At 69.6% G+C, this 25,149-nt stretch carries 25 protein-coding genes and 5 pseudogenes; 16 read left to right on the plus strand and 14 right to left on the minus strand.

The genetic code is table 11. The annotated features are described in order from the left end of the window. A partial coding sequence (locus ABZ078_RS33460; protein ID WP_356581602.1) for a hypothetical protein occupies positions 1 to 578 on the minus strand: 578 nt, incomplete at its 3' end. Between the two features lie 260 nt (positions 579 to 838). Here ABZ078_RS33460 and ABZ078_RS33465 point away from each other — a divergent pair. Both ABZ078_RS33465 and ABZ078_RS33470 read left to right on the plus strand, forming a co-directional pair. Continuing rightward, positions 839 to 2,488: an AMP-binding protein gene (locus ABZ078_RS33465; RefSeq protein WP_356581604.1), complete on the plus strand. Its 1,650-nt coding sequence runs from the start codon at positions 839 to 841 to the stop codon at positions 2,486 to 2,488. A gap of 41 nt (positions 2,489 to 2,529) precedes the next feature. Further along, positions 2,530 to 3,330, plus strand: a complete 801-nt coding sequence (locus tag ABZ078_RS33470) for a thioesterase II family protein (protein WP_356581606.1) — start codon at positions 2,530 to 2,532, stop codon at positions 3,328 to 3,330. Between the two features lie 74 nt (positions 3,331 to 3,404). Here the strand turns inward: ABZ078_RS33470 and ABZ078_RS33475 are convergent, their stop codons facing one another. Continuing rightward, positions 3,405 to 4,121, minus strand: coding sequence for a LuxR C-terminal-related transcriptional regulator (locus tag ABZ078_RS33475; protein WP_189905097.1), 717 nt, complete (start codon positions 4,119 to 4,121; stop codon positions 3,405 to 3,407). A 309-nt stretch (positions 4,122 to 4,430) separates the two neighbouring features. Here ABZ078_RS33475 and ABZ078_RS33480 point away from each other — a divergent pair, with 309 nt between their 5' ends. Beyond that, a complete protein-coding gene (locus ABZ078_RS33480) occupies positions 4,431 to 5,579 on the plus strand; it encodes an FAD-dependent oxidoreductase (protein WP_189905099.1) in 1,149 nt (382 codons plus the stop codon). Positions 5,580 to 5,957: 378 nt separating this feature from the next. Here the strand turns inward: ABZ078_RS33480 and ABZ078_RS33485 are convergent. The 5 genes and pseudogenes from ABZ078_RS33485 to ABZ078_RS33505 form a co-directional block, all read right to left on the minus strand. Next, positions 5,958 to 6,125, minus strand: a pseudogene (locus ABZ078_RS33485) (M23 family metallopeptidase); the annotation flags it as partial. A 21-nt stretch (positions 6,126 to 6,146) separates the two neighbouring features. Continuing rightward, on the minus strand, positions 6,147 to 6,707 hold the full coding sequence (locus ABZ078_RS33490; protein ID WP_355273462.1) for a transposase: 561 nt from the start codon (positions 6,705 to 6,707) through the stop codon (positions 6,147 to 6,149). Then, a pseudogene (locus ABZ078_RS33495) lies at positions 6,623 to 7,157 on the minus strand (winged helix-turn-helix domain-containing protein). Before ABZ078_RS33495 ends, ABZ078_RS33490 begins: the two are co-directional and overlap by 85 nt. A 115-nt stretch (positions 7,158 to 7,272) precedes the next feature. Continuing rightward, complete coding sequence (locus tag ABZ078_RS33500; RefSeq protein WP_356581609.1) at positions 7,273 to 7,743, minus strand: M23 family metallopeptidase; 471 nt, start codon at positions 7,741 to 7,743, stop codon at positions 7,273 to 7,275. A 161-nt stretch (positions 7,744 to 7,904) separates the two neighbouring features. Continuing rightward, the gene (locus ABZ078_RS33505) at positions 7,905 to 8,687 is read right to left on the minus strand and encodes a transposase (protein WP_356581611.1); all 783 of its coding nucleotides are present in this window, start codon (positions 8,685 to 8,687) and stop codon (positions 7,905 to 7,907) included. Here ABZ078_RS33505 and ABZ078_RS33510 point away from each other — a divergent pair. Continuing rightward, positions 8,601 to 9,017, plus strand: a complete 417-nt coding sequence (locus ABZ078_RS33510) for a hypothetical protein (RefSeq protein ID WP_189905245.1) — start codon at positions 8,601 to 8,603, stop codon at positions 9,015 to 9,017. The genes ABZ078_RS33505 and ABZ078_RS33510 overlap by 87 nt on opposite strands. A 48-nt stretch (positions 9,018 to 9,065) precedes the next feature. On the opposite strand, the gene ABZ078_RS33515 is transcribed toward ABZ078_RS33510, so the two are convergent. Both ABZ078_RS33515 and ABZ078_RS33520 read right to left on the minus strand, forming a co-directional pair. Beyond that, complete coding sequence (locus tag ABZ078_RS33515) at positions 9,066 to 9,920, minus strand: helix-turn-helix domain-containing protein (protein ID WP_189905107.1); 855 nt, start codon at positions 9,918 to 9,920, stop codon at positions 9,066 to 9,068. A 136-nt stretch (positions 9,921 to 10,056) separates the two neighbouring features. Then, positions 10,057 to 11,778 (minus strand): sigma-70 family RNA polymerase sigma factor, encoded by a 1,722-nt coding sequence (locus tag ABZ078_RS33520; protein WP_189905109.1) that lies wholly within the window; start codon positions 11,776 to 11,778, stop codon positions 10,057 to 10,059. A gap of 282 nt (positions 11,779 to 12,060) precedes the next feature. Here ABZ078_RS33520 and ABZ078_RS33525 point away from each other — a divergent pair. The 3 genes and pseudogenes from ABZ078_RS33525 to ABZ078_RS33535 form a co-directional block, all read left to right on the plus strand. Next, positions 12,061 to 12,276: pseudogene (locus tag ABZ078_RS33525) on the plus strand (hypothetical protein); the annotation flags it as partial. A 598-nt stretch (positions 12,277 to 12,874) separates the two neighbouring features. Next, positions 12,875 to 13,348: pseudogene (trpA, locus tag ABZ078_RS33530) on the plus strand (tryptophan synthase subunit alpha); the annotation flags it as partial. Positions 13,349 to 13,509: 161 nt separating this feature from the next. Beyond that, positions 13,510 to 14,220: a GNAT family N-acetyltransferase gene (locus ABZ078_RS33535; protein WP_356581613.1), complete on the plus strand. Its 711-nt coding sequence runs from the start codon at positions 13,510 to 13,512 to the stop codon at positions 14,218 to 14,220. Between the two features lie 108 nt (positions 14,221 to 14,328). On the opposite strand, the gene ABZ078_RS33540 is transcribed toward ABZ078_RS33535, so the two are convergent. The 3 genes from ABZ078_RS33540 to ABZ078_RS33550 all read right to left on the minus strand — a co-directional run bounded on the left by ABZ078_RS33540 (position 14,329) and on the right by ABZ078_RS33550 (position 18,047). Next, on the minus strand, positions 14,329 to 15,495 hold the full coding sequence (locus ABZ078_RS33540; protein WP_356581615.1) for a gamma-glutamylcyclotransferase: 1,167 nt from the start codon (positions 15,493 to 15,495) through the stop codon (positions 14,329 to 14,331). Between the two features lie 221 nt (positions 15,496 to 15,716). Then, positions 15,717 to 16,622: a phosphotransferase gene (locus tag ABZ078_RS33545; RefSeq protein ID WP_189905118.1), complete on the minus strand. Its 906-nt coding sequence runs from the start codon at positions 16,620 to 16,622 to the stop codon at positions 15,717 to 15,719. Positions 16,623 to 16,655: 33 nt separating this feature from the next. Then, complete coding sequence (locus ABZ078_RS33550) at positions 16,656 to 18,047, minus strand: helix-turn-helix transcriptional regulator (RefSeq protein WP_356581617.1); 1,392 nt, start codon at positions 18,045 to 18,047, stop codon at positions 16,656 to 16,658. A 309-nt stretch (positions 18,048 to 18,356) separates the two neighbouring features. Between ABZ078_RS33550 and ABZ078_RS33555 the strand changes: the two genes are divergently transcribed. After that, entirely contained in the window at positions 18,357 to 18,860 is a 504-nt protein-coding gene (locus tag ABZ078_RS33555) for an ATP-binding protein (RefSeq protein WP_189905120.1), read from the plus strand. A gap of 37 nt (positions 18,861 to 18,897) precedes the next feature. Continuing rightward, on the plus strand, positions 18,898 to 19,443 hold the full coding sequence (locus ABZ078_RS33560; RefSeq protein ID WP_189905122.1) for an AAA family ATPase: 546 nt from the start codon (positions 18,898 to 18,900) through the stop codon (positions 19,441 to 19,443). A 251-nt stretch (positions 19,444 to 19,694) separates the two neighbouring features. Here the strand turns inward: ABZ078_RS33560 and ABZ078_RS33565 are convergent, their stop codons facing one another. Both ABZ078_RS33565 and ABZ078_RS33570 read right to left on the minus strand, forming a co-directional pair. After that, a complete protein-coding gene (locus ABZ078_RS33565; protein WP_189905124.1) occupies positions 19,695 to 20,180 on the minus strand; it encodes an SAM-dependent methyltransferase in 486 nt (161 codons plus the stop codon). Positions 20,181 to 20,255: 75 nt separating this feature from the next. Further along, positions 20,256 to 21,644 (minus strand): Tat pathway signal protein, encoded by a 1,389-nt coding sequence (locus ABZ078_RS33570; protein ID WP_189905126.1) that lies wholly within the window; start codon positions 21,642 to 21,644, stop codon positions 20,256 to 20,258. A 184-nt stretch (positions 21,645 to 21,828) separates the two neighbouring features. On the opposite strand from ABZ078_RS33570, the gene ABZ078_RS33575 reads away from it, so the two are divergent. The 7 genes and pseudogenes from ABZ078_RS33575 to ABZ078_RS33605 all read left to right on the plus strand — a co-directional run bounded on the left by ABZ078_RS33575 (position 21,829) and on the right by ABZ078_RS33605 (position 25,145). Next, complete coding sequence (locus tag ABZ078_RS33575; RefSeq protein WP_356581620.1) at positions 21,829 to 22,356, plus strand: DUF6415 family natural product biosynthesis protein; 528 nt, start codon at positions 21,829 to 21,831, stop codon at positions 22,354 to 22,356. A 212-nt stretch (positions 22,357 to 22,568) separates the two neighbouring features. Next, a pseudogene (locus ABZ078_RS33580) lies at positions 22,569 to 22,796 on the plus strand (helix-turn-helix transcriptional regulator); the annotation flags it as partial. Between the two features lie 108 nt (positions 22,797 to 22,904). Beyond that, complete coding sequence (locus ABZ078_RS33585; RefSeq protein ID WP_356581640.1) at positions 22,905 to 23,489, plus strand: Scr1 family TA system antitoxin-like transcriptional regulator; 585 nt, start codon at positions 22,905 to 22,907, stop codon at positions 23,487 to 23,489. Then, on the plus strand, positions 23,486 to 23,725 hold the full coding sequence (locus ABZ078_RS33590) for a hypothetical protein (protein WP_189905130.1): 240 nt from the start codon (positions 23,486 to 23,488) through the stop codon (positions 23,723 to 23,725). The genes ABZ078_RS33585 and ABZ078_RS33590 overlap by 4 nt, the downstream gene beginning before the upstream one ends. Next, positions 23,697 to 23,993, plus strand: coding sequence for a DUF6302 family protein (locus ABZ078_RS33595; RefSeq protein ID WP_356581622.1), 297 nt, complete (start codon positions 23,697 to 23,699; stop codon positions 23,991 to 23,993). Before ABZ078_RS33590 ends, ABZ078_RS33595 begins: the two co-directional genes overlap by 29 nt. Then, a complete protein-coding gene (locus ABZ078_RS33600; protein WP_189905134.1) occupies positions 23,980 to 24,930 on the plus strand; it encodes an SAM-dependent methyltransferase in 951 nt (316 codons plus the stop codon). The genes ABZ078_RS33595 and ABZ078_RS33600 overlap by 14 nt, the downstream gene beginning before the upstream one ends. A gap of 14 nt (positions 24,931 to 24,944) precedes the next feature. Continuing rightward, entirely contained in the window at positions 24,945 to 25,145 is a 201-nt protein-coding gene (locus ABZ078_RS33605; RefSeq protein ID WP_189905135.1) for a DUF5999 family protein, read from the plus strand. Positions 25,146 to 25,149: the final 4 nt, after the last annotated feature.

Here is a 25,149-nt window from a genome sequence, read left to right on the forward strand (position 1 = left end):
GCTTGCTGGCGGCCGTCGTCGGTGAAGACGGTACGCAGCATGTCGTGCCGTGCCACGACCGTGTTCCAGGCCCGCTCCAGCCGGTCCACGTCCAGCGAGTCGGCGTCGATCTCGGCGTAGAAGGCGGCCGGTACGTTGCCCAGGGCGAAGAATCCGCCACGGCCCAGCAGATACGCCTGCTGCAGGTCCGTCAGCCCGAACGGCTCGAAGCGTCCGTCGTCATCCGCGACCAAGACGGCGCCCGCGCCCGGAGCTGAGCCGTTGCCCAGCAAGCCGGCGATGTCATCAGCAAGTTGGTCAGCAGTCACTGCACCGCGCAACTCAGGCAGACCGAGCTCCACACCGAGCCGTGCCTCCAGGACGGCGTTGAGTTCCACGGCGGTGAGGGATTCCAGCGTGGTGGGCGTGTCCACCTCCGCGCCCTGGGGCAGGGAATCGGTCCGTACGAAGAACGCCAGGAGAGCTCCGGCGATCAGTTCGCGGCGCCGCTCGGGGTTCTCCTCACGCAGCACCGACTCCGTGAACTCGGGATCCGCCAGGTCTGCACCGGCGGGGGTTGGGAAGGACGCAGCTTCCACGGCGGTTACTCCTCGCGCTTGCGGGCTACAGGGCACAGCGCCTCGACGCTTCCTGTCGGAGCCGTGCGGCACAACGCCCGTCGGAGTACAGCGATGGGGCGTGGCCACATGGCTACCTCTCCCGGCCACCGGACTCGCCCGAAGAGATAGCCGCAGGCCGCATCCGATTCCGGCTGTCGCGCGCCTAGCGTCGCCGCCAGACATCACCGATCGCGGAGGTAGCCGTGGCGTCCCACCATGTCCCGAACCGGTCATTCCTCGTGTCAGAGGCAAGCGGTTACTCGATCACCGAGGGTCTCCTCAAGGCTCCCGCTGCTGCTGGACTGACGGTCCTCGACGCTGACCTGAGCCCGCGTCGCATCGGCTACGCGGAACTGGCGGAGCTGGCCGAGCAGGCGGCCCGGGCGTTGCGGGCCAGGGGAGTTTCCCCGGGCGACCGCGTATGCCTGCTGTCGCCCACGACCAAGGATCTGCTCATCACGCTGTTCGGCATCTGGCGACTCGGCGCGACTCCGGTGGTCCTGCCGCGTCCTCGGCGCGCTGACGCCGACGCGTTCGTCGAGGAGGTACAGCGACGGATCAAGGCCGCGGCCCCCGTCCTGTTGGTGACGACCGAGAAGAGTGCCGAACTCTTCGCCGGCCGTGTCGCCGCTCCTGCGGTCAGCCTGCGTCAGCTGCGCACGTCCCCCACCCTCTCAGGCGGAGGGCTGCCCATGCCGTCACCGGACAGTGTCGGCCTGCTGCAGTTCACGTCGGGTACGACCGCGCTGTCGCGCGCCGTTCCGGTGACGCAGGGCCAGTTGATCGGCAACATCGCGGCGGCGGGCCAGCGCACAGGGTTCGGCCCCGACGACACGTACGTGAGCTGGCTTCCCCTCTACCACGACATGGGGATCGTCTCCCTGGCAGGCATAGCCGCCGGCGGTGCCCACATTGTCATCATGGCCACCGAGACGTTCATGCAGCAGCCCGCGTGCTGGATGCGGACCATCAGTGACTACGGCGGCACGTTCACCGCCGCTCCGAACTTCGCGTACGGTCTGGCCGCCAAGGTGCAGGCGCTGCGCCCCGCTGCGCTGAACCTGTCCGGCCTGCGCATCGCGATCAACGGTGCCGAGGCCATCGACGCCGACGCGCTGGCCATGACACAGGAGGTACTCGGCCGTTACGGCTTCGGTGCTACGGCGATGTGCCCGATGTACGGACTGGCGGAGGCAACGCTCGCGGTCTCGGGCAGCGACCACGCCACCCCTGTGCGTGTCGTCGACCCCGTCGGGGACCGTGGCCGAACCGAAGCTCCGGGCGTCCAGGCTGCCCCCGGGCGCCGCCTGGTGAGCTGTGGCCCACCGGTCCCCGGAACCGAGGTCCGCATCAGCGACCAGGACGGTCGTGTCCTGCCCGACGGCGCGGTCGGCGAAGTTCTCGTCAAGGGTCCCGGTGTGACGCCCGGCTACTGGACGGCGGGAGGGAATGTCGATTCCGCTGACACTCACCAAGACGGATGGCTCGCCACGGGGGACCTGGGCTTCCTCGACGAGGGCGAGCTCATGGTCTGCGGCCGGATCAAGGACATGGTCATTGTGGGCGGGCGCAATCTCTACCCCGAGGACTATGAGATGGTCGCCGAGCGCGTCTCCGGAGTGCGAGCCGGCAACGTCGTGGCATTCTCGCTGCCGGACCGGGAGCGCATGGTGGTCGTGGCCGAGGGGCGCAGCGCCGGGGCCGATCTGGAGGCGCTGGGCCGCCGAGTGATGGACAGCCTGTGCGAGGCGTCCGAGCACGCCCCGCACGAGGTCCTGTTCATCAAGCCCGGGACGCTTCCGAAAACGTCTTCCGGCAAGAGGCAGCGGCAGGCGACGCGTCGCCTCTACGAGGAGGGCGCTCTCGACATCCTGCACACGGTCCGGTGAAAGGTCTGCGACGCCCAGCCATCGCGGAGGCGAGATCACATATGTTCCAGTCCAGTGCACGCACCTCCCGTCACATCCGACGTCCAGTCCCGTGGCTCCTCGAGCCGCAAGCAGCGGTTTCCCCACAGGCGCTGACCCTGGTGTGCGTACCGCACGCAGGAGCCGGACCGGGCGTCTACCGGCCCTTCGCCAGGCACCTTGCCCCACACCTCTCCCTGAGGATCGTGCACCTGCCCGGCCGGGAGTCCCGGATCGGTGAACCTGCCCTGGACAACCTGCCGGAGGTGGTCAGGACAGCGTTGCCTCAACTGGCGCCTGAGCTGCGGGGCCGGTTCGCGCTGTGGGGACACAGCATGGGCGGCTTCGTCGCGTTCGAGGTGGCCCGAGTACTGGAGGCACGCTTCGGCCTGCGGGCGGAGTGCGTGGTGGTCTCCGGCTGCCAGGCACCCCGATCACCCGAGCGGGCCGCTCTGCCTCAGCGCCGCGCGTTGGATGATGACGAACTGTGGTTGAGCGCCATCGAGTTGAACGGGATTCCTGACGAGGTCGCCGGCAACGATGCCCTGCGGAAACTCCTGCTGCCTACTCTGCGTGCCGACTTCGCCGTTTTTGAGACGTACGAGTACCGGCCGGGACCGGCCCTGGGGTGTCCGCTGCACGTCTTCGCAGGTCGGGACGATACCGAGGCGGCGGCTGCGGACATGGCGGCGTGGCAGTTGGAGACACGGTCGGAGTTCACGCTCACGGAGTTGTCGGGTGGGCACTTCTTCCACCTGGATGATCCCATGGGGTTCAGCGAGCGGTTGACGGCAGTGCTGTGCCCCCAGCACGCCTCGCGGTGATACACAAGTGGATCGGGGCCCCGTCCATCGCTCTGGAGAGCAGTCTCCGAAGAACGGGGGAGGGGCCCACAGCCCTAGTGTCCGGTCGCGTTCCCCAGGTCGACCAGTCCCTGCCGCAGCCCCAGCGCGACTGCCATAGTGCGGTTCTGGCAGCCGAGCTTCACGAGGATGTTGGCCACGTGGCGCTTAACTCCGTGGACGGTGATGCACATGCGCTTGGCTATTTCGCGATTGCTCAGCCCCGCTGACATCAACCGCAGTGTGTCCAGTTCCCGGGCGCTGAGCGGCGGCCGGCTCGGTCCACCGGTCCCGGCGGGGTCGGCGGCGAGTGCCAGCAGCTCTCGCATCGTGGTCCTGGAGACGGAGACCATGCCCCGGCGGAGGGCTCCGAGCATCTCCGCCAGCGACGCCACGCTGAGATCCTGTGCGCGGACGACCGTGTCGATCGGTAACTCGGCCGCGAGGTGCAACCGGTCGCGGTCCAGGGCTCCGGCTAGCAGGGCGAGCCGCGTGCACGGGCGTGCCAGCAGGGGCCCCAGCGAGCCCAGCGCTCCCGAGAGCGCTCCGACCGAGAGTACGAGCGTCACGCAGGCGGTTGGGCGCTCCATCTGGACGTCATCGGGCGTCGCGACGGCCATGACCTCGGATGCCGGACAGGCCTCTTCGAGCATGTGCTGGAGACCGGTGCGGGTCACTGTGTGCGGCTCGATCAGGATGATGACGGTGCCTTCACAGTCGAGGCACCTTTCGGTCAGCGGGTCGCAGGAGTGTGCTGCGGACCGCTCGATCATGCGCACACCGGACATCGAACGCCCCCCATTGCAGCCCTACGCGTCTGCTGCGTCTGGTGCATCACCAGCCGGACCGAGCCCTTCAACCTCTCACCGACCCTTCGGACGGTGCAGTCCTCGCAGCTAGCGATTGGTTCCCCGTTCGCCTGGTCAGAACGTCGTTTGACCAGGCCTTCCCCGTTGTTCACAAAGCCCCCAATGAACTGAAGGTATGTCGCATACCGACGTCATGTACTGTGGTGCGCAGTAGTTCGCATGTCAAGGAAGATCGCGCTCTGTAACCGTTGTTGCCGAGGGGGAATCGGTCCGATGAGTTTCGATGTAGTGGTGGTCGGAGGAGGAGCAGCCGGAGTCGACGCCGCGGTCGCCGCGCGACGTCACGCCCCGGATGCGAGTCTCGCGCTCATCAGTCCGCAGCCTGACCTGTTCTATCGTCCCTGGCTGGTCTATCTCCCGGCGGCGGCTGTCCCCACGGAGGATTTGTCCATCCCCCTTTCTGGCATCGCGGAGCGACACGGCTTCGAACGCATCGAGGACGGCGTGGGTGCCATCGATCCGGAAACGCGTGAACTAGTCCTGACATCAACAGGTAAGCGCGTGGACTACGGCCAACTGATCCTTGCCCCCGGAGCCCCCGCGGACCGGCAGCGCATCCCGGGCAGCGATGAGCACGCTCTGTTTCCCTGTGATCCCTCCGAAGCACGGCAGCTTCTGGGCGAACTCAACGGGCTGAACGAGGGAACTATCGTTTTCTTGCTGACTGGCGAGCGGATCGGACCGGGGCTGGAGTACGCGGGCTGGGTCGCCAAGGCCATGCGAGCCGCAGGACGGAGGGCCGTCCGCGTTCTCGCGGTGGAGGACGGCGATGCCATGGACCGTCAGTTCGGCGCAAAGGCCGCCGCCCGGCTGGTGACCGTCGCCAGCACTGCCGGCGTTGAAACTGTCAGGCACGCCAACGTGGAGCGGATCGGTGACGGCGAGCTGGTGCTGTCCGAGACAACCATCAACGCGGACATCATTGCTGTAACGAGCCCTCTGCGAGGCCCCGACGTGGGCCTCCCGGCCGAACTCCTGGACGAGCGCGGGCTGGTGAAGGTCGACGGCACGCTCGCGACACCAGCGTTCCGGAACGTCTTCGCGGCGGGCGACTTTAGCTGTCTACAGGGCGTAGGGCTCGACCTCCCCAAGACATGGATCATGGCGCGTCTCCAGGCGGAGACGGCGGGGCGCAATGCGGCGGCGGCGCTCACGGGGGGTGATGCCACCCGTCTTGATCTGCGCAAGGTGGCGCGGATGGCATCCATTTCCATGCCGGACGTGGGTGGCCGCACCCTTCTCGTCAAGAACCGCAAGCCCATAGTGGCCGGAAGCTGGCCGCTCCGGCTGCGCTACCGCATGGACGGCAAGTACCTCTCCCAGTACCGGGACCGCCCGGGGGTAAGGCGACCGACGGCGTGATCAGCCCGCCCTGGTTCGTCGGGCTCCGGTGGGCGGGGAGGGTGGGGGACCTGGCAGCAGGCACCGCTCCGCACCAACGCGGTACGGGCACGTTCCCTGGCCAACCCGTTGCAGACGGCGTCCGGGCGGCGCTGGGGAAGAGCCGAATGGGGGGATCTGGCATGAGCTGGAGAGTCCACCGAGCACGCTCCGGGCGGGAACGTACTCCCCAGAGGGGATGGGTCGCCGCTTGCCGTAGAAGGCGACCCGGCCCTGTCCGGACAGCACAGGTGTCCCGCCTTTAGTGGGCAGCACGCCTCTGCGGCTTACTGTGACGTACGCGCCGCGAGGATGGCGGGAGCCATCCTCGGGGTCACACCGCCAGTCGGCGTCCGTTGCTCACGCGGAGACGCCCCGCTGTCGCAGGAAGGCCATCGGGTCTACGGCCGAACCGTACTTCGGCGTCGTGCGGGCCTCGAAGTGCAGGTGCGGACCAGTTGAGTTGCCGGTGCTGCCGACCTTGCCTATCTGCTGGCCCGTGTTCACCTCCTGGCCGACGCGGACGTTACTGACTTCAGCTCGTCAGGGTCAGGCCGGATCGTCGAGGGTCAGGCCGGTGCCGGCTATGAAGCCGTCGAGGGTGGCGGGGCGGTACTGCAGGGGCTTGAGTCGGTTGCGCACGAGGGCTTCGAGCCGGTCGAGGGCGACGACGGCGAGGTTGGCCAGGCTGCGTTTGACGTGTGCCCACACCCCCTCGACGGAGCTGAGGTCGGGTGAGTAGGCGGGCAGCAGGAACACCGTCAGCCACTCGCGCTCGGCGATCAGCTCACGCATGGCGTGGGAGATGTGGGTGTTCAGGCGGTCCCAGACCAGCACGATCGGTGCCCTGAGGAGCTGGTGGGCGCCGTCGACGAGTGCGATGAAGTCCCGCTCGCCCATGCTTCGACGTTTGCCTTTGCCCGCTCGGTGGGTGCGCAGGCGGTGGCACAGCCGGCTGCGGGAACCGGGCCGCATCGCGATCAGCCCGGCCACCGACAGGCGTCCCGAGCGTCGCCCGCTGACCGTCACGACCGGGGTGCGGCCGCGTCGGCCCCAGGTGCGTCCCCGGGGCGGCCGGCGGGTGAAGCCTGCCTCGTCCTCGAAACAGATGTATTCCCCGCAGGCCGCCCGTGCTCTCTTACCTCCGTCCAAGTCGCCTCCTTCCAGACGGTGACGGCCTGCTCGTCGCGCTCGGCGACCCGCCGTGCGGGGACCTGCGGACTGAAGCCGAGCCGGTGCATCAGCCTCGTGGCACCCGAGACGCTGTACGAGACGTGGAACTTCCGGCCGATCAAGCGTGGCCACCCGCGCCGCCGTCCACACCTGGTCCTCCACCCAGCCGTGCGCGGCCGGACCCTGCTCCAGATACCCGGCGAGCTTCTCCAAGCAGCGCGGCCACAGACGGCACCGCGACCCGCCCGGACCACGGGAGGCCAGAGCCTTACGACCGCCGTCCCGCCACAGCTGATGCCACTGGTAGGCCGATTTCAGGCTCACCCGCAAACGCCGTGCCACCTCCGGCGGCATGATCTTCTGCTCGAACAGCTCGGCCGCCTGCATCCGCACCGACTCCCGGCGCCGACGTCCCGCAGCGGTCAGCCCGCCCCCATCCGCATACCTCACACACCACGGGATACAGCCACCGCTCCAGCCCCATCAGGGACTTCGTCAAGATTCACCCTGACGAGCTGAAGTCAGTAGTCTTCGAGATGTGCGCGTACTGGGTGTAGGAGCGGTTGCCATGCTTGATTACGACGTTGTTGCCGTACGCGCCACCCCAGCCGGCCTCGACCACAATGCCGCCGTGCGCGGCCCTGACCGGTATTCCGCTCGGCGCGGAGAAGTCCTGGCCCGAATGCTTGTTGGACCACAGGGCGCCTCCGCGGCCGAACTTCGGGCCCAGCGTGTACTTGGACACCGGAGTCACCCAGCCGGACGGCTGCTTCTTCTGCGCCTTTGCCTGGTTGAGGCCCGCGGCCGCGACCTTCTGGGCCCCTGCCTGGGTCGGCGCCGACTGGGAAGGCTGCGCGGCAAGAGCTGCCCCGGATCCCATGGCGACTGAGACTCCCACGCCCGCGGCCAGAACGGCGGCGCGGCGACGGAGGGCCGAGGTGCTCGAGGGGCGGGACTGGGCGTGGATCTTCATACAGGCTTCTCCAAGACATGCACGATTCCCGCATGAGTGCGGGGTGGGCCACGTCTTGGTAACCCGACACTTGAGATGCGGACAAACAGCGCTTCTCCTACCGATAGTTCGTTAAATCCGGAGGTAGAGGTCAATGCCGTGTCCGTTGGTGACCGCGTCGATCAGGGCCCGGAGTTCGGAGGGTGGGTCGGTGTCCGTCCATGCTCGCCACCATCGGTTGAGGGTGACGGCGGGGCTGAGCCAGGAACGGATGGCCCGTAAGGCCCTGGGCCAGCAGGGCCGTTGGGGCTGGTGGGACGGGGTCGGTCCCCCTCTCTGGCCCCTCGTCGGGGTGCGGGTCGGGCGCGGTGGCGTCCAGGGGTTCGGTTGGGGCGAACCATTGGTCCTAGCAGAAGGAGAAGGCGCAGTTGACCAGGGGCTGGGCCGCGGGCGAAGTGGTGGGCGGGGGTGTAGGGAGTCGCGTGCAGCGGGTAGTACACGCGGCCGTCGGTCCACACGGTGGTCACCGTGACGATGCCGTTGTCCGTCTTGCCTAAACGGCCCAGCCACTGCCGGCCCACGTGCGCGGTCGCCGTGCCGTCCTTGCGGTCCCCGGAGTCGTCGATCACGATGACCCCGTCGTCGTGCGGGGCGGTCGCCGGCTGCTCGCGTAGCAGCTCAAGCCGCCGGTCGTTGATCAGCTCGGCCTCCCAGGGCGACTCGGACAGGAAGAACTGCAGCCGCTGTACCCCCGGCGTCCCCGCACCGGCCACCGGTTCTGCCCCTGCCAGGCAGGTGATCGTCTTGTTCCGCTCCCGCGGCGCCAGCAGCCCGGACAGGTACTCGCGAAACCCTCGCCGCTGGGCCAGGCTGAAGAAGTGGAGCAGACCGCATGCCTGCGCTTCGTGAACAGCGTGCTTCTGGGCCCCGGGGAATCGTGGAACGGCCCGTACGACACCGGCCATCTGCGGCTGTGCGCCGACTGCCGTGAACTCTTCCGCGAGCTGCGCGGTCTGCAGGCCCGGCTGCCCGTGCACCTGCCGCGCAGACTCCTCGGCTGGTGGCCGGCGGGTGCCTACCACACCGCCAAGGACGCGTCCCAGCGTCCCCGTGCGGGCGGGGCGCGGCCGGCCCCGGCAGGCGCGGGACAGCGGCGGGTCCCCGGCCCGCGTGCCGCACACGGCAGGCGCACGCGGCGGGGACGCCGGCCCTGCGGACGCGCGGTCCCCGCCGGGCTCCTGGCGGCGGCCGTGCTGGTCCTCCTGGTGTCGCTGGCCGCGGGCCTGTGGCCGTGAGCCGCCGCCTCCGGCCGGGAGCCAGGGGGTGCCGCGGCAGCCGCCGCGTCACGCGCTGCGGTGACCGCGGCTCCTGCGCAGGGCCGCTGCCGCGCGGCTCCGGCGGGCCCGCGCCGTCAGCCGCAGCCCGTTGAGCGCCAGGACGAACTCCAGCCGGTGGCGGGGTTCCTTCAGTTCGGGTCCGAAGATCCGCTCGGCCTGACGGATGCGGTACCGGACGGTCTGCGGATGCACGTGCAGCAGCCGCGCCGTCTGCGCCGCGCTGCCGGACTCGAACCACGCCAGCAGGGTCTCGGCCAGCCGTTCCGCCTGCGCGGGCGGCAGGGCGGACAGGGGACCGAGGCGCCCTCTGACCAGCTGGAGCAGCAGCGTCTCGTCCTGCGCCAGCAGCAGAGCCGGCAGGTGGTCGTCCACGTACACCGGCCGGGCGGGCCGGGCGGGGTCGACCGCGAGGGAGAGCAGGGTGCGGGCCCACCGCAGGGAGGTCCCGGCCTGTTCCCTGGCGAGCGCCGGCCCGACGACCACGGGACGGCCTGCGAGCAGCCGGTCCAGCAGCCCGGCCGGTTCGGGCCCGGGCTGAGCGATCAGGACGTACGGCTGTGCGCCGCCCCATTCGGCCAGCCAGCCCGGCCTGCAGCGGGGGAGCCCGGCGGGGGCGGGCGGCGCGGCGGCCACGGCGTGCAGCCGCGGCGGCAGGCGCCACCCGGCCCGGCGCGCCAGGTCCAGCAGGATCGCCTCGCCCTGGGCCGGTTCGCACGTCAGGGCGGCGGCGAGCAGGGACAGCGGACGGCTCCGCCCGAGAGTCCCGTGCTGCTCCCCGGGCGCATGGCCAAACGTTTCTTCTCCCTCGGTCGTCTCCCTGCCGTGCTCAAATGTCCTGTCCGCCGCAGACCAGTCGGTCAACGTCCGCCCCTTTCTCCGCTGCTGCCCGGGGAGCCGCGCGCCGCCGTCGTCCGCGGCGGCGCCGCGAGCGGCTCGGCCACAGAGAGGAGCCCCCACGCCTGCCGTCCCGCTGCTTTGCCGAACCATTACCAAGCGCTCAGGAGAGGCGTACGTCGTCCAGGGCCCAGTACCAGTCGTTGCGGGCGTCCCTCAGGCGGAACTTCACGGTGATCGTCCGGGCCCCCCGGGGCACGGTGACGGCCAGGCTCTCCCTGCTGTCGAACCGGTCGGCGGCGTAGGCCTTGAGCAGGCGGTCCGGGCCGGAGTCGAAGGACACCAGGACCTCTCCGCGCTGGGCTCCCAGCTGCCAGTAGTGGGTCACGTAGCTGAGCGTGAGCCGGCCGCCGGGCGGGGTGGCGCAGGCCGGTGAGACGAGGGTCGAATCGAACGTGCTGGTCCGGGACGGTTCGCCGAGGTCGTTCCACTCGTCCGGATCCGCGACGGCGATCACCCGCCGCCCGAGCGAGAAGTCCTCACGGTACTGCCCCGGGGCGGTGCGTTCCCAGAAGTCCCGGGTCGTCAGGGTCCAGCCGCGCCATTCCCTGACACCGTTGTCGGGCATCCGGGAGTTGTCCACGCGCCAGCCGCCGGGGAAGCTGTGCGTCCAGCCCGGCACGGAGCGGGGGACGTCGTGCTCGTCGGCGGCGGGCTTCAGCTCGCCGTCGTCCGCGTCGAAGCCCGTGCAGGCGGCCAGGGGGACCCCGGCGGGGGCGGCGGAGGGCCGTGCGGTGGCCGGCGCCGGGCGCGGCGGCGTGGACGCCGGCCGCGGCGGACTCGGCGCGGTGGCGGCCGGTGCGGGAGTGTCCGGCGCGGAGGTGTACGGCACGGTGGGCGAGGGCCGGCCCCGCACGGGTCGGTTCTCCTCGGTGTCCGGGTCCCCGGGCAGCAGGGACACGACGGCCAGGGCGGCGACCGCCAGGGCCGCCGCGCCCGCCGTGAGGGCCGCCGGGCGGGTGAGCGGGCTGCCGCCCTTGCCGGCTCGGGCGGGGCCCGCGTCGGCCGACGCGGCGAGGGACGCGGACGCGGACCGGGTGGCCAGGTAGGCGGGACCGGCCCACAGGAGGACGCCGGTGGCGAGGTAGGCGCCGAAACGGTCGTTGAGACGAGTGAGTTCGTCCACCGCTCCCCGGCAGCGGGCGCAGCTCCCCAGGTGCCGCTGCACCGCTCTGCCCGCCTTGTGCTCTCCGCGCCGCACGTACGCCCCGAGCAGCGCGCTGAAGTGCCGGCACTCCTCGCCGGCGCGGGCGTCCTGGGCGTGGGCGGTCAGATAGGCCTCGCGCAGCCCCTCCCGGGCCCGGGACGCCAACGACGCCACCCCGCTCGGCGTCAGGCCCATGAGTCGCGCGGTGACCCCGGCCGGTTCCTGCTCGACGGCCGTGTACCACAGGACCGTCTGCCAGCGCTCGTTCAGCGAGAGGAAGGCACGGCGGACGAGGCTGCGCTCCTCCTGGCGCACGACCCACGTCTCGGCGTCCTCGACGGCCGGGTCGCGCTCGTCGAGCCACTGCTCGAAGTCCAGCGCCAGCCGGTGGCGCCGCTCGGTGGTGAACCAGCGGGCGGCGGTCCGCCGCACCGCGGTCAGCAGGTACGGGCGCCATGCGCCGTGCGGGCCGTGGCCCGAGCGCACCGCTTCCAGCGCGCTGGTGAACGCCTCGGACGCCAGGTCCTCGGCGGTGTGCTCGTCGCGGGAGCACAGCCGGGCGTAGCCCACGAGCGCCCGGTGATGGCGCCGGTGCAGCTCCTCGGTCGCCTCCTGGGAGCCCGACTCGCGCCAGGGTGCGGTGAGTTCACTGTCGGTCAGTTCCTGTATGTGTGTCATGTCGCCGGCCAAAGCACTCGCCCGTCGGTGGAGGGGGACGTTCTGTACGCCCCCGGGACTCGGCTCCGTTGCCCGCCCGCTGCGATGCTGCCGTAACCAGCCAGGGGCGTTGAGTCACCCCGGGCGATTGTGACCGCTCAGTGATCAACTCCCCGGAAGCATGCCTTACTGACACATATTCGATCATGATCAGATAGGATCGAACAGTCGGGCCGGGTGAGCGCACTACACCGCACAAGACCAGCCGGACCACAGCGGTCGAGGCGCCGCCGTCCGAGCCGCTTTAGGAGGACCGGTCAGTTGTCGGCGGGCGCGCGCTGCTTCGTCGCCCTGCGCGGCCTGCCCTGCTCTCGACCGCGGGCGAGCGGGCGGACCCGCTTTGCCCGCAGCAGCGCCGAGCCGCCGAAGAGCACTGCGCTGATCAGCAGCCAGCGAGCCAGAAAGCCGTCCGTGATGGGTCGGTGGCGGACCGGTAGCGCCCCGCGACCATCCCACTGATCAGCGGGAACCGTATGAGGAGGAGCGGCGGCCGGGACGCGGACGTACATCACCCGGGCCCGGTGTCCGCCCAGCCCTCGTACGACCGCCCCGGTCGGCCAGCGTGTACAGCGGCAGCTGCGCCAGGTCGTGCAGCAGGGTTGCCCCCACCAGCCAGAGCGCGACGGTCCGCCAGTCGTCCGCGAGGGCGAACGAGAAGGTCCGCAGCAGGATCCCTGAAGACCGCTCTCCTCGACCCGGTGGAAGGAGTCACCGAGCAGGCGCGTGGTGACGACTACATCGAGGTCATGGAGGCCAACCTGCCTGCCTTGCAGAAGGGACTCTGCGGAAAGTGAGTGGTGCTCACCCCGCCCGGCCGTCGGCTGTAGAACGGCCCGCACGGATGCTCCTCGCGTGAGCTCAGCCACCCACCCGTGGCTATGCCCTGTCCGCCCTGCCCTGCAATCCGTAATCCGAGCTCGGAAATCACGAACGTGCAACGGTTCTCAGCTTCCGCTGAGACAGGCACCGGCGTGCTACGCAGTGAATCACCCTTGTGTCTGCCCTGAGACAGACTGGGGCTTGAGACACGCGAGCTGTTCATAACGCAGCCCGGTTCGCCCAGCGCCTCGCTGCGGCCGGCGGGGCGGGCGTCGTCATTCCCGACCTGCCCGTCGAAGAGGCCTCCGACTGGCTGAGAGCCGCCCGCGAACACCACTTGGACACCGTGTTCGTCGTCGCGCCGAACGCCACCGACCAACGCCTGGCCCGCGTCTGCGCTGCCGCCAGCGGCATGGTCTATGCCCCCGCAACCACCGGTGTCACCGGCAGTCAAGGCCCTCTCCACCCCGGTCTGCCCGCCTTCATCGACCGCCTGCGCACCCTCACGCACCTCCCTGTCGGCGTCGGCATCGGTGTCTCCACCCCGGAGCAAGCAGCACTCGTCGGTACCTACGCCGACGCCGTCATCGTCGGCTCCGCCTTCATCCGCGCGCTCGACTCCGCACCCGGTCCCGCCGGCGCCCTCCAGGCCGCTCTTCTCGCCCAACGTCTCACCGACGGGCTCCTGCGCTCACGGCCTGCCGCAGCCTGACATCGACAAGGTGACGGACTGCCAGAGAACGCTTGCAGGGCATCCCGCCACATACGGGAACACCGCACATGACGATCTGGCCCAGAGTTCAGAGGACCGGTGTGCCTACCAGGCAGTAGAGGTCTAAGGTGCGGACCGGACCACCAGACTGCCGACCGCTCATGGACGAGCACACAGGAGCGGACCGCATGCTTTCAATGCGCCCAGCCACGCCAGCTGACCAGACCGGCCTCACTGCGATGATCCAGGCGCGCTCCGACTGGATGAAGGCCAACCAGCTCCCGAACTGGCGCAGCTGGGGACGACACGTCCACGAGCTGGCCAGCAACTGCACACGGCGCCAAAGCGAGATGTGGGTCCTCACCGAACATGACAACCGGATCCTGGGCTGCACCACGATCCTGCGGACGTCCGCGCCCTGGACCTGGACCGCGGCCGAAGCCGCCGACACTGCCTACTACCTCAACGGCACCGTCACCGACCCTGCCGAACGCCACCGCAAGCTCGGCAAGCTCATCGCCGAATGGGCCGTCGACCGCGCTGCACGCGAGGGCGTCAGCCGCGTACGCCGGGACTGCAGCTCCCCAGTACTCGCTGCCTACTACCAGCAGCAGAACTTCCAGCTCATTCGAAAGGTGTCGCCCCCAAGAGGCCTCCCCTCGTACGCCTTAGAACGTAAGGCAGAACGCATTCCCGAGCTTGGTGCCCGTGTTGTCTCAGGCATTCCGGTGCCAGGACCCCCGGGGAGTCCAATGACACCCCCCGCCAGAAATGCGCTATCGAATGCGGTGGGAGCAGCTCGATTCCTATCGCGGTCATTGTGCGGCACGGCTGCGGTATCTGTTTCGATGGAGGCCGCGATCGGGAGATGAGAACCAGAATGGCCCGTCTCCGCTCCAGAGACGGGCCACCTGTGAACGCTCAGCGGCAGGACCGCTTCAGTGGCGTGAAGGGGCAGAGCGCCGAGGTGAGGCCTCGTCCTACTCGCCCTTCGGCCGCCCCGCGGCCAGCCCAGGGGCAAGACGCGCACAGCGGGCCGCGTAAGCAGCCAGGTGTTGGGCTTCGAACTCGGCGGCGTCCCAGTCGTCCACCCGTACATCGCCTCCTGTCCAGACGTACGTCCAGGCGCGCTCGCGGTTGGACAGCTGCACTTCTTGCAGCCCGTACCACTTGTCCTCGAATGCGTCGAGGATGTGCCACTCCTTGTCCGTGAGGTCGGTCAGAACGACGCCGGTCGCCGCACCGCCCTCCTCGTCGGAGACGAGCCCCGGATAGACGCGGTCCTGGAGGGCGGCCGCCCGGTATCCGGGGGCGGTGGCTGGCTTCTTCTGGGGGACCCGCCCCAGCAGGGACTCAAGGACGGCATCGAACCGGAGAGTGCCGTAGCAGAACAGCACGTCCGGATTCCGGGAGAGCCGGTGGTAGCGGGGGCCGACCGAGGTCTGGGCATGGGTCTCGTTGATGAGGTCGAGCAGGGTGACGGTATCGGTGAGGTCGGGTAGGACGTGATGTGCTCCCGCGGCGCGCAGTTGCTCGGTGGTGGTGGTGCCCGAAGCGACCCCAATGACCTTGGCACCGCCTTCCAGCCCGGTGCGTACGTCCTCGAGCGAGTCGCCCACAATGACGGTGTTGGTGCGATCGAAGAGGCCTCCGTGCTTGGCGGCTGCTCTGTCTTGGGCGATGCGCACGAGAGCCGGGTGGTGAGGGTCGTCGGACGCGAAGCCGCCGATGGTGGTATCGAGATAGCTGGCGAGGCCGAGCGAAGACAGCTTGGTCTCGGCACTGCCTCTTAGGTTCCCGGTGACGACGGTCGCGATGAGATCCTCCGCCTGGTGGACGGCGTCGAGCGCCGCCACGGCTCCGGGCAGAATGACCCCCTCGCTGGCCAGTACCTCCCGATAGCCGGAGAGGCGCCCGGGGAGCTCGGCAACGATGCGGGCGGCGAGCGTCTCCACGCTGTGCTCGGGCACTTCGTGGGCCCGTAGGAGTTCGCGCACGGCCAAGGGCATCGTGATGCCGGTGCCGCGGGCGGGCAGGGCGGTCGGAGGGCGCCCGACAACGCTGGTGAAGGTCTCGCGGAAGACGCGCCGGTCGATGTCACCGGTGTAGACGAGAGTGCGGTCGATGTCCCACAGGACCAGGATCATGCGGCACACTCTTCCATCACGGCCTGGCCGCGCTCCAGCAGCTCCTGGGCGGGTGCCGACACCGAGCTCAGGACGTTGCGGGCGTCGGCGAACGCCTCGGCGGATTGGTCGGGGCCGGCGAAGTCAGTAAGGCAGCTCTGCCCGCTGCGATCGAGCGCAGGGGTGCGCTTCTGGGCAGTCGCAGCGGCTCTCGGCGGCAAGCGGTCTGTCGGCATAGGAGCTCAGAGGATGTTCCACTGAAGCCGGGTGTCCTGACGGCGCAGGCCTTCTACCCGCCGCTCGACCTCTGCCAGGCTCCCAGGCGCATGGTGGACCTTGCGGGCGTTCGTTGTGATCATCCGGAGTTCGCGGATCGCTGCCAGGGGGCGATAGCCCGGCCACCGGGTGACGTCCCACCCATATGCGTCGGCGAAGGCAGCGTAGTGCTGTTGGCCGTGGCCGAAGCGCCGGCAGTGGACTTCAACGGTGACGAGATCCCACTCGGGCTGTCCGACGGCCACAGTGTCCCAGTCACAGAGGACGGCCTTCCCATCGCCGATGTGGAGGGCATTTCGGTGTTGCGGATCTCCCTGGATGATCCCTTCCGGCATGGCGAACTCCACGGAGCGCACCTCCGATTCCAGATGTTCCGTGAGTTCGGTCAGGAACAGCAGTGCTTCTCTTGGGAGGCACGTGATCGCTGCGAGGGACCGGCGGATCGCTGCGAGGTTGTCGTGGCCTGGCAGCGTTACCGGTGGCGTGGACAGCCCGTGAAGCGCGTGCAGTGGCTGGGCCAGCTGCGCCGCGGCGACCGGCTTGTCCGGCTGTGGCAAATAGGTCCAGAAGGTCATGGCGTGCCCGTCGACGACGACCGGTTGGTCGACAGGATGCAGAGGGACCGTCGGGAACCCGGAGTCCATGAGCCAGCGGACGAACGCCGCTGTGCGCGCCACGTCATCGATGCGAGTGCCCTTGCGGGCGATCTTGACAACGACCTGCTCTTTCTCCAGGAGTATGACCGCGTTGGTGTGTCCTCGAAGGAGGCGTGCGTCGGAGCTGTCGAGGCCGACGGCCGTGCATCCGCGCTTGAGGACCTGTTGCATCTCGGACTCGTCGTAACCGCCGGGAGCCGGCGCCGCTTCTGTCATGAGGTCCAGGCTGGCCGACTACCCGCGGTGCTGTCACATCCGTCCTGGAGGAAGTGCCAGGATCTCGCGGAGCTCGCGGGCTCCGCGGCCGCTCTGTATCCCCGGGGGGAGGGCTTCAATGACTGCGCGGGCCCGTTCTTCCACGATGGATGTCCGGTGATCGGGGACGATTCGGAGGAAGGTGGCGGCCGCCAGCTGACACGCCTCGGTAGGGCTGCGATCTTGCGCGAGGCAGATGGCGGCCTCGAAGTTGAGGAGCGCCGGGTCGATGCCGGTCTTCGCCGGATAGAGGTGGAGGGCTTCCTCCTGTACACGCCGCGCTTGGCTCGTATGGCCGAGGGCGGTGAGGGTTCCGCTTTCGTACAGCCGGAAGCGTCGCTCGGGGAAACCGAAGGCATCGTTGTCGGCGGTGCCTGCGACCCTGCTCTGTTCGAACGCGGCCCTTGCGGAGCGGAGTGCGGCCTCCGCGCCTTGTGAGTCGCCCAGCTTCGCAAGGGCGCGGGCCTCGGCGGCCGAAGCGAACGCGAGGGTGGCCCCGGGGCGGCCGCGGCAGAGAATGCGGGCTTCTCTTGAGAGACTGACGGCGGCCTCCAACGGCCCGTAGTAGTACGGGAGCATGGCGGCCTGTGCCCGTACCCGCGCCCGCAGCTCGGCGTTCCCGCTGTCGTCTGCGGCGTTGCGCGCTGTCGCGTACCAGGACTGGGACCTGGGAAGGTGGCCGAGTTTCATGAGTGCGTCGGCGATCAGGGTGGCGAGCATGGCGGTCAGCTCGGAAAGCCGGACTTGCACGGTGGCCGGCTGCCGGTGCGCGGCCAGGTCCTCGACCTCCGTCAGGTGGCCGAGGAGCACCTGGAGCATCGGCGCTGGCGGTGTGTAGACGTACTGCTCGCGGGCCCAGAGCACCTGCTCGTCGAGAAGGTCCAGCTGGGTTGCGGTGACTGTGCCCGTCGCGAGAGTGCGGTCCACCGAACGTCGGGCTGCATCGACTTGCTGCTCAAGGGACGTGGCGGCAATCGACGTCCGCGCCGCTGCGGATGCGGGGGATGGCTGCCCAGCCAGAACGAGATCGTTGGATGGGTGCGGCACTGCGGCTGAGGTGCTTGCGAACCCCAGGTCCTGGGGCGTGCATCCATAGAACTCGCACAGCAGTCCGATCGTAGCCGGGCGCGGTTGGCGGCCGGTCTCCCAGTGCCCCAGCTGATCGCCGTCCGCCCGGGGAGCGGAAGCACGTCCCTTTCCGAGCGCGTTCAACCCCTCGCCGGCTTCCTTGAGGGTCAGCCCGCGGGCCAGGCGTTGAGCCCGCAGCGGGGACACGGAGCAGTGGGCGCGGATCGTCTCGGCGATCTCGTGTACAGACTCCCCGCGGCTGGCGCCCTCTTGCCGTAGCCGCTTCGCGCAGGACGGGCGGTGCGAAGCACGATCCATGAGACCTCCCTCACCTGATGCGCTCCACAGACAGAGTATTGAGGGCCTGTCGACTCCGTCTGCAAAACAGTGACTTGTTGTCGGATCAGTGACCAGATCAGTGACTTGACCATGCCGAAGTAACTGATCAGTGATCGGTGACGGTTGTCTGCCGGCGGCTCGGCGGCGAATCATGCCGGTCTCGAAACCGCCCGACAAGCTGCTCGGCAGCCGAGGCTTCTGACGCCCAGCCGTTGAGCCCACGGGCGCCGCAGTCCAGTCAGTTGTTCTGGATGGCGGCGCCCGCCACCAGAACCGGGAGTGTGAGCGATGACGTCCTTGACGAACCGGCAGTTCCTGGCGGTGCTGGCGCTCAGGGACGGGACCGAGCGCGCCGCGGTCCAGATCGAGAGCGAGGCCGGCGCCGTACGCGACGCCCGCCGATTCGTGCGCGAGCAGCTCGAGGGGTGGGGGCTGGAGGCTGACGGTTTCATCGATCGGGTGGTCCTCGCCACCAGTGAGCTGGTGACCAACGCGGTCGTGCACGCCCGGACACGGCCGATGGGCGAAAGCGAGCACGTTGAAGTCGCACTCGCCTTCAGGCCGGGGATCGCTCTGGGGGTGCTGGTGACGGACAACTCCGGCAAGGTGCCGCTGCTGACCATCCGGCCTTCGGTGAACGCGACGTCCGGCCGAGGACTGAACCTGGTCAGCGCGATGGCGGACGGCTGGACGGCAGCCCGGAGGGCGAACCGAGAAGGCATCTCAGGCAAAGGCGTCTGGGCGTTCTTCGGATGCCCCGAGCCCGCTGGCCAACTGCCTCACTCGGCCTGACCGGCGAGTGCGTATCCGAGTGTGGACAGGAGAGTTGATGATCGTCGCCGTAGGCGGCCGCCCGTGGACCGGCAAGACGACTCTGGCGCAGGCACTGGCCAAAGCCATCCCCGCAGTCCTGCTCGACAAGGCCGCACTGCGGCGGGTGCTGTTCCCCCTACCGGTCATGCCTTCACCGGAGCAGAGCGACAGGCTGTACGAGTTCCTCCTCCAGGCCACTGTGTGGCACCTCGAGACCAGTCCCGGAGCCACAGTCGTGCTCGACGGCCGTCCCCTTACCCGGCCCCGCGAGGTCCGTGCCCTGCGCCGCTTCGCCGCCGGTATTGGGGAAGCGCTCCACATCGTCGAGTGTGTCTGTCCCGATGAGGTGGCACGTGGCCGGGCCCAGACCTCCGCGGAACGACCCGCTGAGTGCAGTGGCGAGCCGGCAGTCTCGGTGCCGGGCCCGAAGATCGTCGTGGACACCTTGCTCTCCCCTGAGGAGTGCCTCCAGGCGGCTCTCCAAGGCATCGGTGGCGTTGATGGCGAAGGGCCGCAGTCCAGGAGGCGCGGGCCGCGGCTCTGGGCAGGACGCGGTGGTTGACCGTCCCGGCACTCTGTTCCGCGCCAGGTTCCGGTCTGTTCACCACCATGAGCGGACCGGACTCGGCCCGATTACGTCCAGGCCCGTGGGCGGCTCGCTGATGCATCGCCCGTCCTGTGCCCTTGACGGGGCTCCACGTCCTACTCAATGAGGAGTTGGTCATGCTCCACGGCACTGCCCGTTCGGGAGCCAAGCGACCCGTAAGGCCGCGCACCGTCCTCTATGGCCCGCGGCGTGAGGTGGCGATGGCGTCAGGGGCGTTCGTCGGCGGGCGACCAGTAGTGGGCTTCGAGCATCTCACCGGGCCACGCGGGTTGGCGTACCGTCCCGCGCGGTCCCATCTGCACGAAGTAGGGGGCGATGTCCAGCACGGGAGTGCCATCGACTGCGTCGAGGTCGGTGACGAGCAGGTCCCGGCCGTCCACCCCCAGCAGCCTCGGGTAGCTGACGGCGAGCTGGTTGGGCCGACGGTGATTGCGGTGGACGAAGGTACCGGTGGCCGGCCAGCGCGGGTCGTTGCGGGGGCTGCGCGCGTGAAGATGGACGTCCTCAGGCCGGGCCAGGTGGAAGCGCCACACCACCGTCACATGGGAGAACTCCTCGATTCCCTGCAGGGTTTCCAGCGGGTAGAGGTCATGGAGCCTGATGACCGATTCGACGCCGCCCTGGTAGTCATCCAGGACCTTGGTGTGGCCTCCGACTACGGTGGCGATCGGTGTGACCTCGAACGTGTCCACTGCTGTCCCTTCTCCTCCCTCGGCGCCGGCGGCGTTGCGTCCCTACGGCGGCGGGGCTGCGGTCTGGTCGCATGGTCAGCCTATGCTGCGCAGCATCTCCCGGGCCCGTTGGTCAAGTTCGGCCACGTGGTGCCCGCCGCGGCGGCGGAACGGAGACAGATCGCGCTGCATGCGCACGATGACGTCGCGGGCGCGTCCGGAGTGGACGCCGACCATGACGTCGAGCGCCCGGCTCCAGGTGTCGCATGCTTCGTCCAGGTGCCCCTGGCGGACCTGGACGGCTCCGAGGTAGCCGAGGGTCACGCTGTGCGTGCGCGTGTAGAGCTGGTGCCGCCGGGTGGCCACGCTGTGCCGGAAGTGCCACTCCGCATCGCGGGGGCTGCCCAGGTCCCGCAGGGCGCAGGCGGTCTCGTGGGCCAGGGACGCCTCGCCGAAGAAGGCGACCCTGTTCAGCACGTCGTCAGCACCGGCCTGCCCGAGGTCTTTCTCGGCGCGGCTGATGGCCTTGAGTGTGCCGGGCCGGTCGCCGGTGGCGGCCAGGGCCCGGGCGTGAACGATGGCCAGGAGTGCCTTCTCCCGCGGGCTGGCCTGACCGTAGCGATGGGGTTCCATGGAGGCTGCGGCCAGGTCGAGGGCCTGGCGGGGATGTCCGAGGTCGACTGCCTGGTGGGCCATCGCGCGCAGGATGTGGCCGCTGAGCGGTCCGTCACCGGCTTCGGCGGCGAGCCGTACGGCGAGGGTGAGGTAGCGCTGGGCGGTGCGGTGCTCGGAGGCGTCGAAGGCCATCCAGCCGGCCAGGTAGGTCATCTCCGCGATGGCCGAGTAGGTGTCCTGGCGGATCTGCTCGGTGGGGAAGCGGCTGGTCAGCAGCGGCGCGGCCTCGAACTTCAGGTGGGCGGCGAGCGCGGTGCGGCCTGCGGCGCCTCCGCGCTGTTGGTCACGGGCCGAGAAGAAGGCGGTGGTCTGGCGGACGTCGTCGATGTCGGCCGTGGTGATGGTGCGGGGCGAGGCCGCGGGCCGGGCCCGGGCCGTCTTGACGGCCTCGGTCCACCAGGAGGAGGCGGGCAGGGCGAGCCCGGTCACGGAGTAGGCGGCGCTTGCCAGTACCTGGCGTCGGTGCATGTCGAGGTCGTCCATTCCCAGCTCGGCCAGCACGGTCAGGGCATCGACGCTCCAGTCGGAGCCGGCGTCCGGCCCTCCCTCTGGCGCGGGCGGCAGCCCGATGTCGGCCAGGGTGATGCGGCGGCCGAGCTTGCGCGACAGCGTCTCGCAGAGGATATGGGGCGCCTGCCCGCTCGGGCGGGACCCCTGCAGCCACATGGAGACGTGCGAGCGCCCGACCGCCGTGAGCTCGGTTGCGCCGCATTGGGCGGCCACACGGACGAAGGCCGCTGCGGTCTGCTGCTGCGACCAGCCTGTCTCCGCGATCCTCTCGGCCAGAGCCTCATTGCGTGTACGGGCCATGGGGTGCCCCTCAGTTCCGGAACGATCTTTGGCAGCTTTGGCAGCCTTCCCCGTCGCCTGGGGATATCCGCTGCCGGTGTTTCACGGTTCGCTCAACGTAGCTCCGCAGCCCGCCTGTTCGAGGGTGTGTGGATCACTCCGGCACCTGTTTTCGGCCTTTTCTACTCGACCGAGGAGTTCTGTGATGACTGTGTGGCCGTCCGCCCGCTCTGCCTCGGTGGCCACCGTCTCGCCCGCCCGGGCGCGACACAGAGGCGGGAGCCGCACCAAGGTCGCGGCCGGCCGCGATGGTGCCGCTGCGGCCGCCGAGACCGTCGCGCTGGTGCTCGGCGAGGACTCACCCCTGCCGGAAACCGACCAGGATGTAGCGGACCTGGTGTTCCGGCTGCGTGGACACGTCATGCAGTTGGGGGCCGGCTTGCCGCCCTCGCACGCGGCACTGCTCGAGCGCGCACAGAAGATCAGCGGTACGGAGATCCCGCACGGGTATGTGCCCTCCCGGGTGTACCTGCGCCAGCTCGCCGAGGCCACGCGCGAACTCCTCGAGGCCCCGCGGCACACCGGAGCGGCCGCGAAGGGCGACGACCTCGCCAGAGGGTTGTCCGGGCGATTCGCAGGCCTGCGACTGCCCAGCCGCGCCACGATCCGCATCACCGTGTTCGTCGTCGCGATGGCCGTCCTGATCTACGCCGGATCGGGGCCGCGGCCTTGATGACAGGATCTGGGCTGATCCTCACCGGCCTCATTGTGACCGCCATGGGTGTGCTCGTCGTTCTCGGCCCGAAAGCACGACGCCCGTCTCCGCCTGTTCCGGCCCGTGAGCCCACGACAGAGCCGTGGCAGGGACCCAACCCGTCCGACTGCTCCGAGCCGCGCGACTTGTCCTGACCTGTCCGACCGACCCCCGCGAAGGGCCGAACTGCCATGCTCCATGCCGTTCCGTCGCCGCCCCTTGAGGTGCCGCAGGCTCCTGCCCGGATCGTGACGGGCCTATACCTGCGATGCCTACGAGAGGCGAACGGCGTCCTGCTCAAGGAGGTTGCCGCTGCCGCACGGGTGTCCACGTCGGCCGTCAGCCGGTGGGAGCGGGCAGAGTCGCCCATACCGCGGGACGCGCTGCGGACGCTGCTGCAGCGATACGGCGTGGCGAGGAAGCAGACCGAGTTCCTGGTGCGGCACATGCCCCTTCAAAGCTACGGCCGTGGCCAATGTGCGCCGCAGGGCCTCGCCTCCCGGGCCCCGCACGACCACTGGGCCGACGTGGCCGACGACGAGGCGGCGGCCCGCTACATCGCCGTGATGCGGCAAGCGAGCAAGGTCGTTCAGTTCTGCGAAGTGGTGCCCGCCGGGTTGCGCACCCCGGCGTACCAGAACCTCATGCTGAATCCCGATGTCTGTGTCGTCCCCGATGAGCCCGTGCTCGGGATGCCGTCGTGGGTGCACCAGGTCCCCTGGGCCGCGAAGCAGCAGCGGACGGTGCTGCTGGATGAGAGGCTGCTGACAAATGGCGGCAGCCAGGCGGCGGCCGTGGCCGCTCAGTTGCGGCATCTGGCCAGCCTCGTGAGTGCGGAGGATCCCCGCGGCGGCGACCTGGTTGTCCGTATCCTGCCGCTGAGCCGGCTCTTGTTCGTGCACACGGTCGGCTCGGTCACCGAGGTATCCCTGCACGGACACCGCATGGTGGTCAGCATCGGTCTCTTCCCCACCTACGAGACCGGCTCCCGGGTTGCCCAGGTCGTCAGCGCTGGGCTGCGGGAGGCCGTAGAGGCTGCTTGGAGCCGCGAGGAAACGTACGAGGGGCTCGTGCGCGCCGCTGAGGCCATGGAGCGGAGGGCCGCTTCGTGACCGTCGCCCGACTGCTTGCGGTCCTGCTCGGCGCCGCGCCCGCTGAGCATCCCATGACCCGGCTGCTCGTCCTCGACGAGGAGGCCCTCGCCCGGCGTGTCCGTCCCTCGCCTCACCACGACAGCGACGGCCCCGAGATCCGGCAGCCCGAGCGCACGCTTCCCGGCATGGGGGCTGCGGGCATGACACCCCGCGCCTGCGCCTTCCTTGCCTCGGCTAGAGGCCGCACGTCATGACCGCGATGCTGCACCGACCGGGACCCGGCGACGACCTGGAGCACCACCCTGCAGGTCTGGCTACGCATCAGACGTCGGCCGGGCTCCCCGGACACGGATCCGCTGGTCCCGCGATCGCGCGGTGTGCCACAACGTCGTCTGGGGCGCCGAACCCCCGCAAGTGGGCGACCGGGCGCGCGGCCGGTTCTGCGGCTACAGCGAGACGGCGATCAACGACTTCCTCTCCAGCTTCCCGTATGTACAGGAGATGCCCGATGCCTCCGCATGACCTCGACCACGAGGCCGGTTCCCTGAACCTGAGGCTGTGCCGTCCGCTGCCCGGGGGGCCCGCCGGCCCGTACGACAGCGACGATTGGACTCAACACCCCGCCGTCGCCCGGGTCACCGACTACCTCATGGGCGGGACCGACAACTACGAGGTCGACCGGGAGTTCGCCCAGCGGCTCCTGGCCGTTGCCCCGCCATTGCGGGCCATGGTGCAGATCAGCGGTGAGTTCCGGCCCCGGGCCGTGGCCGTGCTGGCACACGAGCTGCGGATCGGCCAGTTCATCGAGCTGGGGTGCGGCCTGCCCTCGTACGGCCTGCCGTCCACGCGGCAGTCCCGGGAGAGCAGATTCCCTTGGCCGGCCCACACCTATGACGTCGCGCGGGTGTTCCATGACAATCCTCGGGTCGTCTATGTGGACAACGACCCCCGCGTAGCGGGTCACGCCAACGTCAGCCTGGCCGAAGAGCCCGGCACCCGGCACCTGCACGCCGACGCCCGTGACGTAACCGCGCTGCTCGCCTCGGACGCCTGCCGGGTCCTCGACTTCGACCAACCCATCGCCGCCCTCGCACACGACCTCCTGCCGTGGATGGACGACGCTGACGCTGCCGAGATGATGCACGCGCTGCGCGAGCAGCTCCCGGCCGGCAGCGCCATCTCGGTGACCCACGCGACCACTGACGTGGCGCCCGAGACGATGGTGGCGCTCGTCGGGCACTACGCGGAGGTCGGCATCCTCTACCGGCCGAGGACGCTGCAGCAGATCCAGTCGCTGCTCGGTCCATGGACCATCCTCTCGCCCGGCGTCCTGCCGACCGGCCTGTGGCGCCGGGACCAGAAACTTCCGCCCGGCATGGGCCCCTCGGCGGAGAAGAGCCACCGCTTGCCCCCGGGTGACTACTCCCACGCCTACGCCGCCATCATCACCGCCCCGTAACCCAAGGAACTGTCATGTGTATCCACGAGCCGCGCTGCCCCGGCGCCGAGGCCGCCGACCGCGAGGCCGCGCGCCTGACCGCGCACCGCCCTGAGCAGGGCTGGAGCCTGCTGTGCAACGGCGTCCTGCTCTTCGAGGACACCGGTGAGCTCCTCCCCGACGGGCAGGTCGTCGCCCCGCACCGCGCCATGCCCGCCAAGGCGGTGGCCGCGTGAGCCT

This window comes from Streptomyces sp. NPDC006385 (genome assembly GCF_040612485.1).
Classification (GTDB): Bacteria; Actinomycetota; Actinomycetes; order Streptomycetales; family Streptomycetaceae; genus Streptomyces.

Bases quoted from the DNA above. Each gene is read 5' to 3' on its own strand.
- ABZ078_RS33470 (WP_356581606.1), top strand. From the start codon at position 2,530: ATGTTCCAGTCCAGTGCACGCACCTCCCGTCACATCCGACGTCCAGTC.
- ABZ078_RS33475 (WP_189905097.1), bottom strand. From the start codon at position 4,121: ATGATCGAGCGGTCCGCAGCACACTCCTGCGACCCGCTGACCGAAAGG.
- ABZ078_RS33480 (WP_189905099.1), top strand. From the start codon at position 4,431: ATGAGTTTCGATGTAGTGGTGGTCGGAGGAGGAGCAGCCGGAGTCGAC.
- ABZ078_RS33500 (WP_356581609.1), bottom strand. From the start codon at position 7,743: ATGAAGATCCACGCCCAGTCCCGCCCCTCGAGCACCTCGGCCCTCCGT.
- ABZ078_RS33505 (WP_356581611.1), bottom strand. From the start codon at position 8,687: ATGGCCGGTGTCGTACGGGCCGTTCCACGATTCCCCGGGGCCCAGAAG.
- ABZ078_RS33520 (WP_189905109.1), bottom strand. From the start codon at position 11,778: ATGACACACATACAGGAACTGACCGACAGTGAACTCACCGCACCCTGG.
- ABZ078_RS33535 (WP_356581613.1), top strand. From the start codon at position 13,510: ATGGACGAGCACACAGGAGCGGACCGCATGCTTTCAATGCGCCCAGCC.
- ABZ078_RS33540 (WP_356581615.1), bottom strand. From the start codon at position 15,495: ATGATCCTGGTCCTGTGGGACATCGACCGCACTCTCGTCTACACCGGT.
- ABZ078_RS33545 (WP_189905118.1), bottom strand. From the start codon at position 16,622: ATGACAGAAGCGGCGCCGGCTCCCGGCGGTTACGACGAGTCCGAGATG.
- ABZ078_RS33550 (WP_356581617.1), bottom strand. From the start codon at position 18,047: ATGGATCGTGCTTCGCACCGCCCGTCCTGCGCGAAGCGGCTACGGCAA.
- ABZ078_RS33555 (WP_189905120.1), top strand. From the start codon at position 18,357: ATGACGTCCTTGACGAACCGGCAGTTCCTGGCGGTGCTGGCGCTCAGG.
- ABZ078_RS33560 (WP_189905122.1), top strand. From the start codon at position 18,898: ATGATCGTCGCCGTAGGCGGCCGCCCGTGGACCGGCAAGACGACTCTG.
- ABZ078_RS33570 (WP_189905126.1), bottom strand. From the start codon at position 21,644: ATGGCCCGTACACGCAATGAGGCTCTGGCCGAGAGGATCGCGGAGACA.
- ABZ078_RS33575 (WP_356581620.1), top strand. From the start codon at position 21,829: ATGACTGTGTGGCCGTCCGCCCGCTCTGCCTCGGTGGCCACCGTCTCG.
- ABZ078_RS33600 (WP_189905134.1), top strand. From the start codon at position 23,980: ATGCCTCCGCATGACCTCGACCACGAGGCCGGTTCCCTGAACCTGAGG.
- ABZ078_RS33605 (WP_189905135.1), top strand. From the start codon at position 24,945: ATGTGTATCCACGAGCCGCGCTGCCCCGGCGCCGAGGCCGCCGACCGC.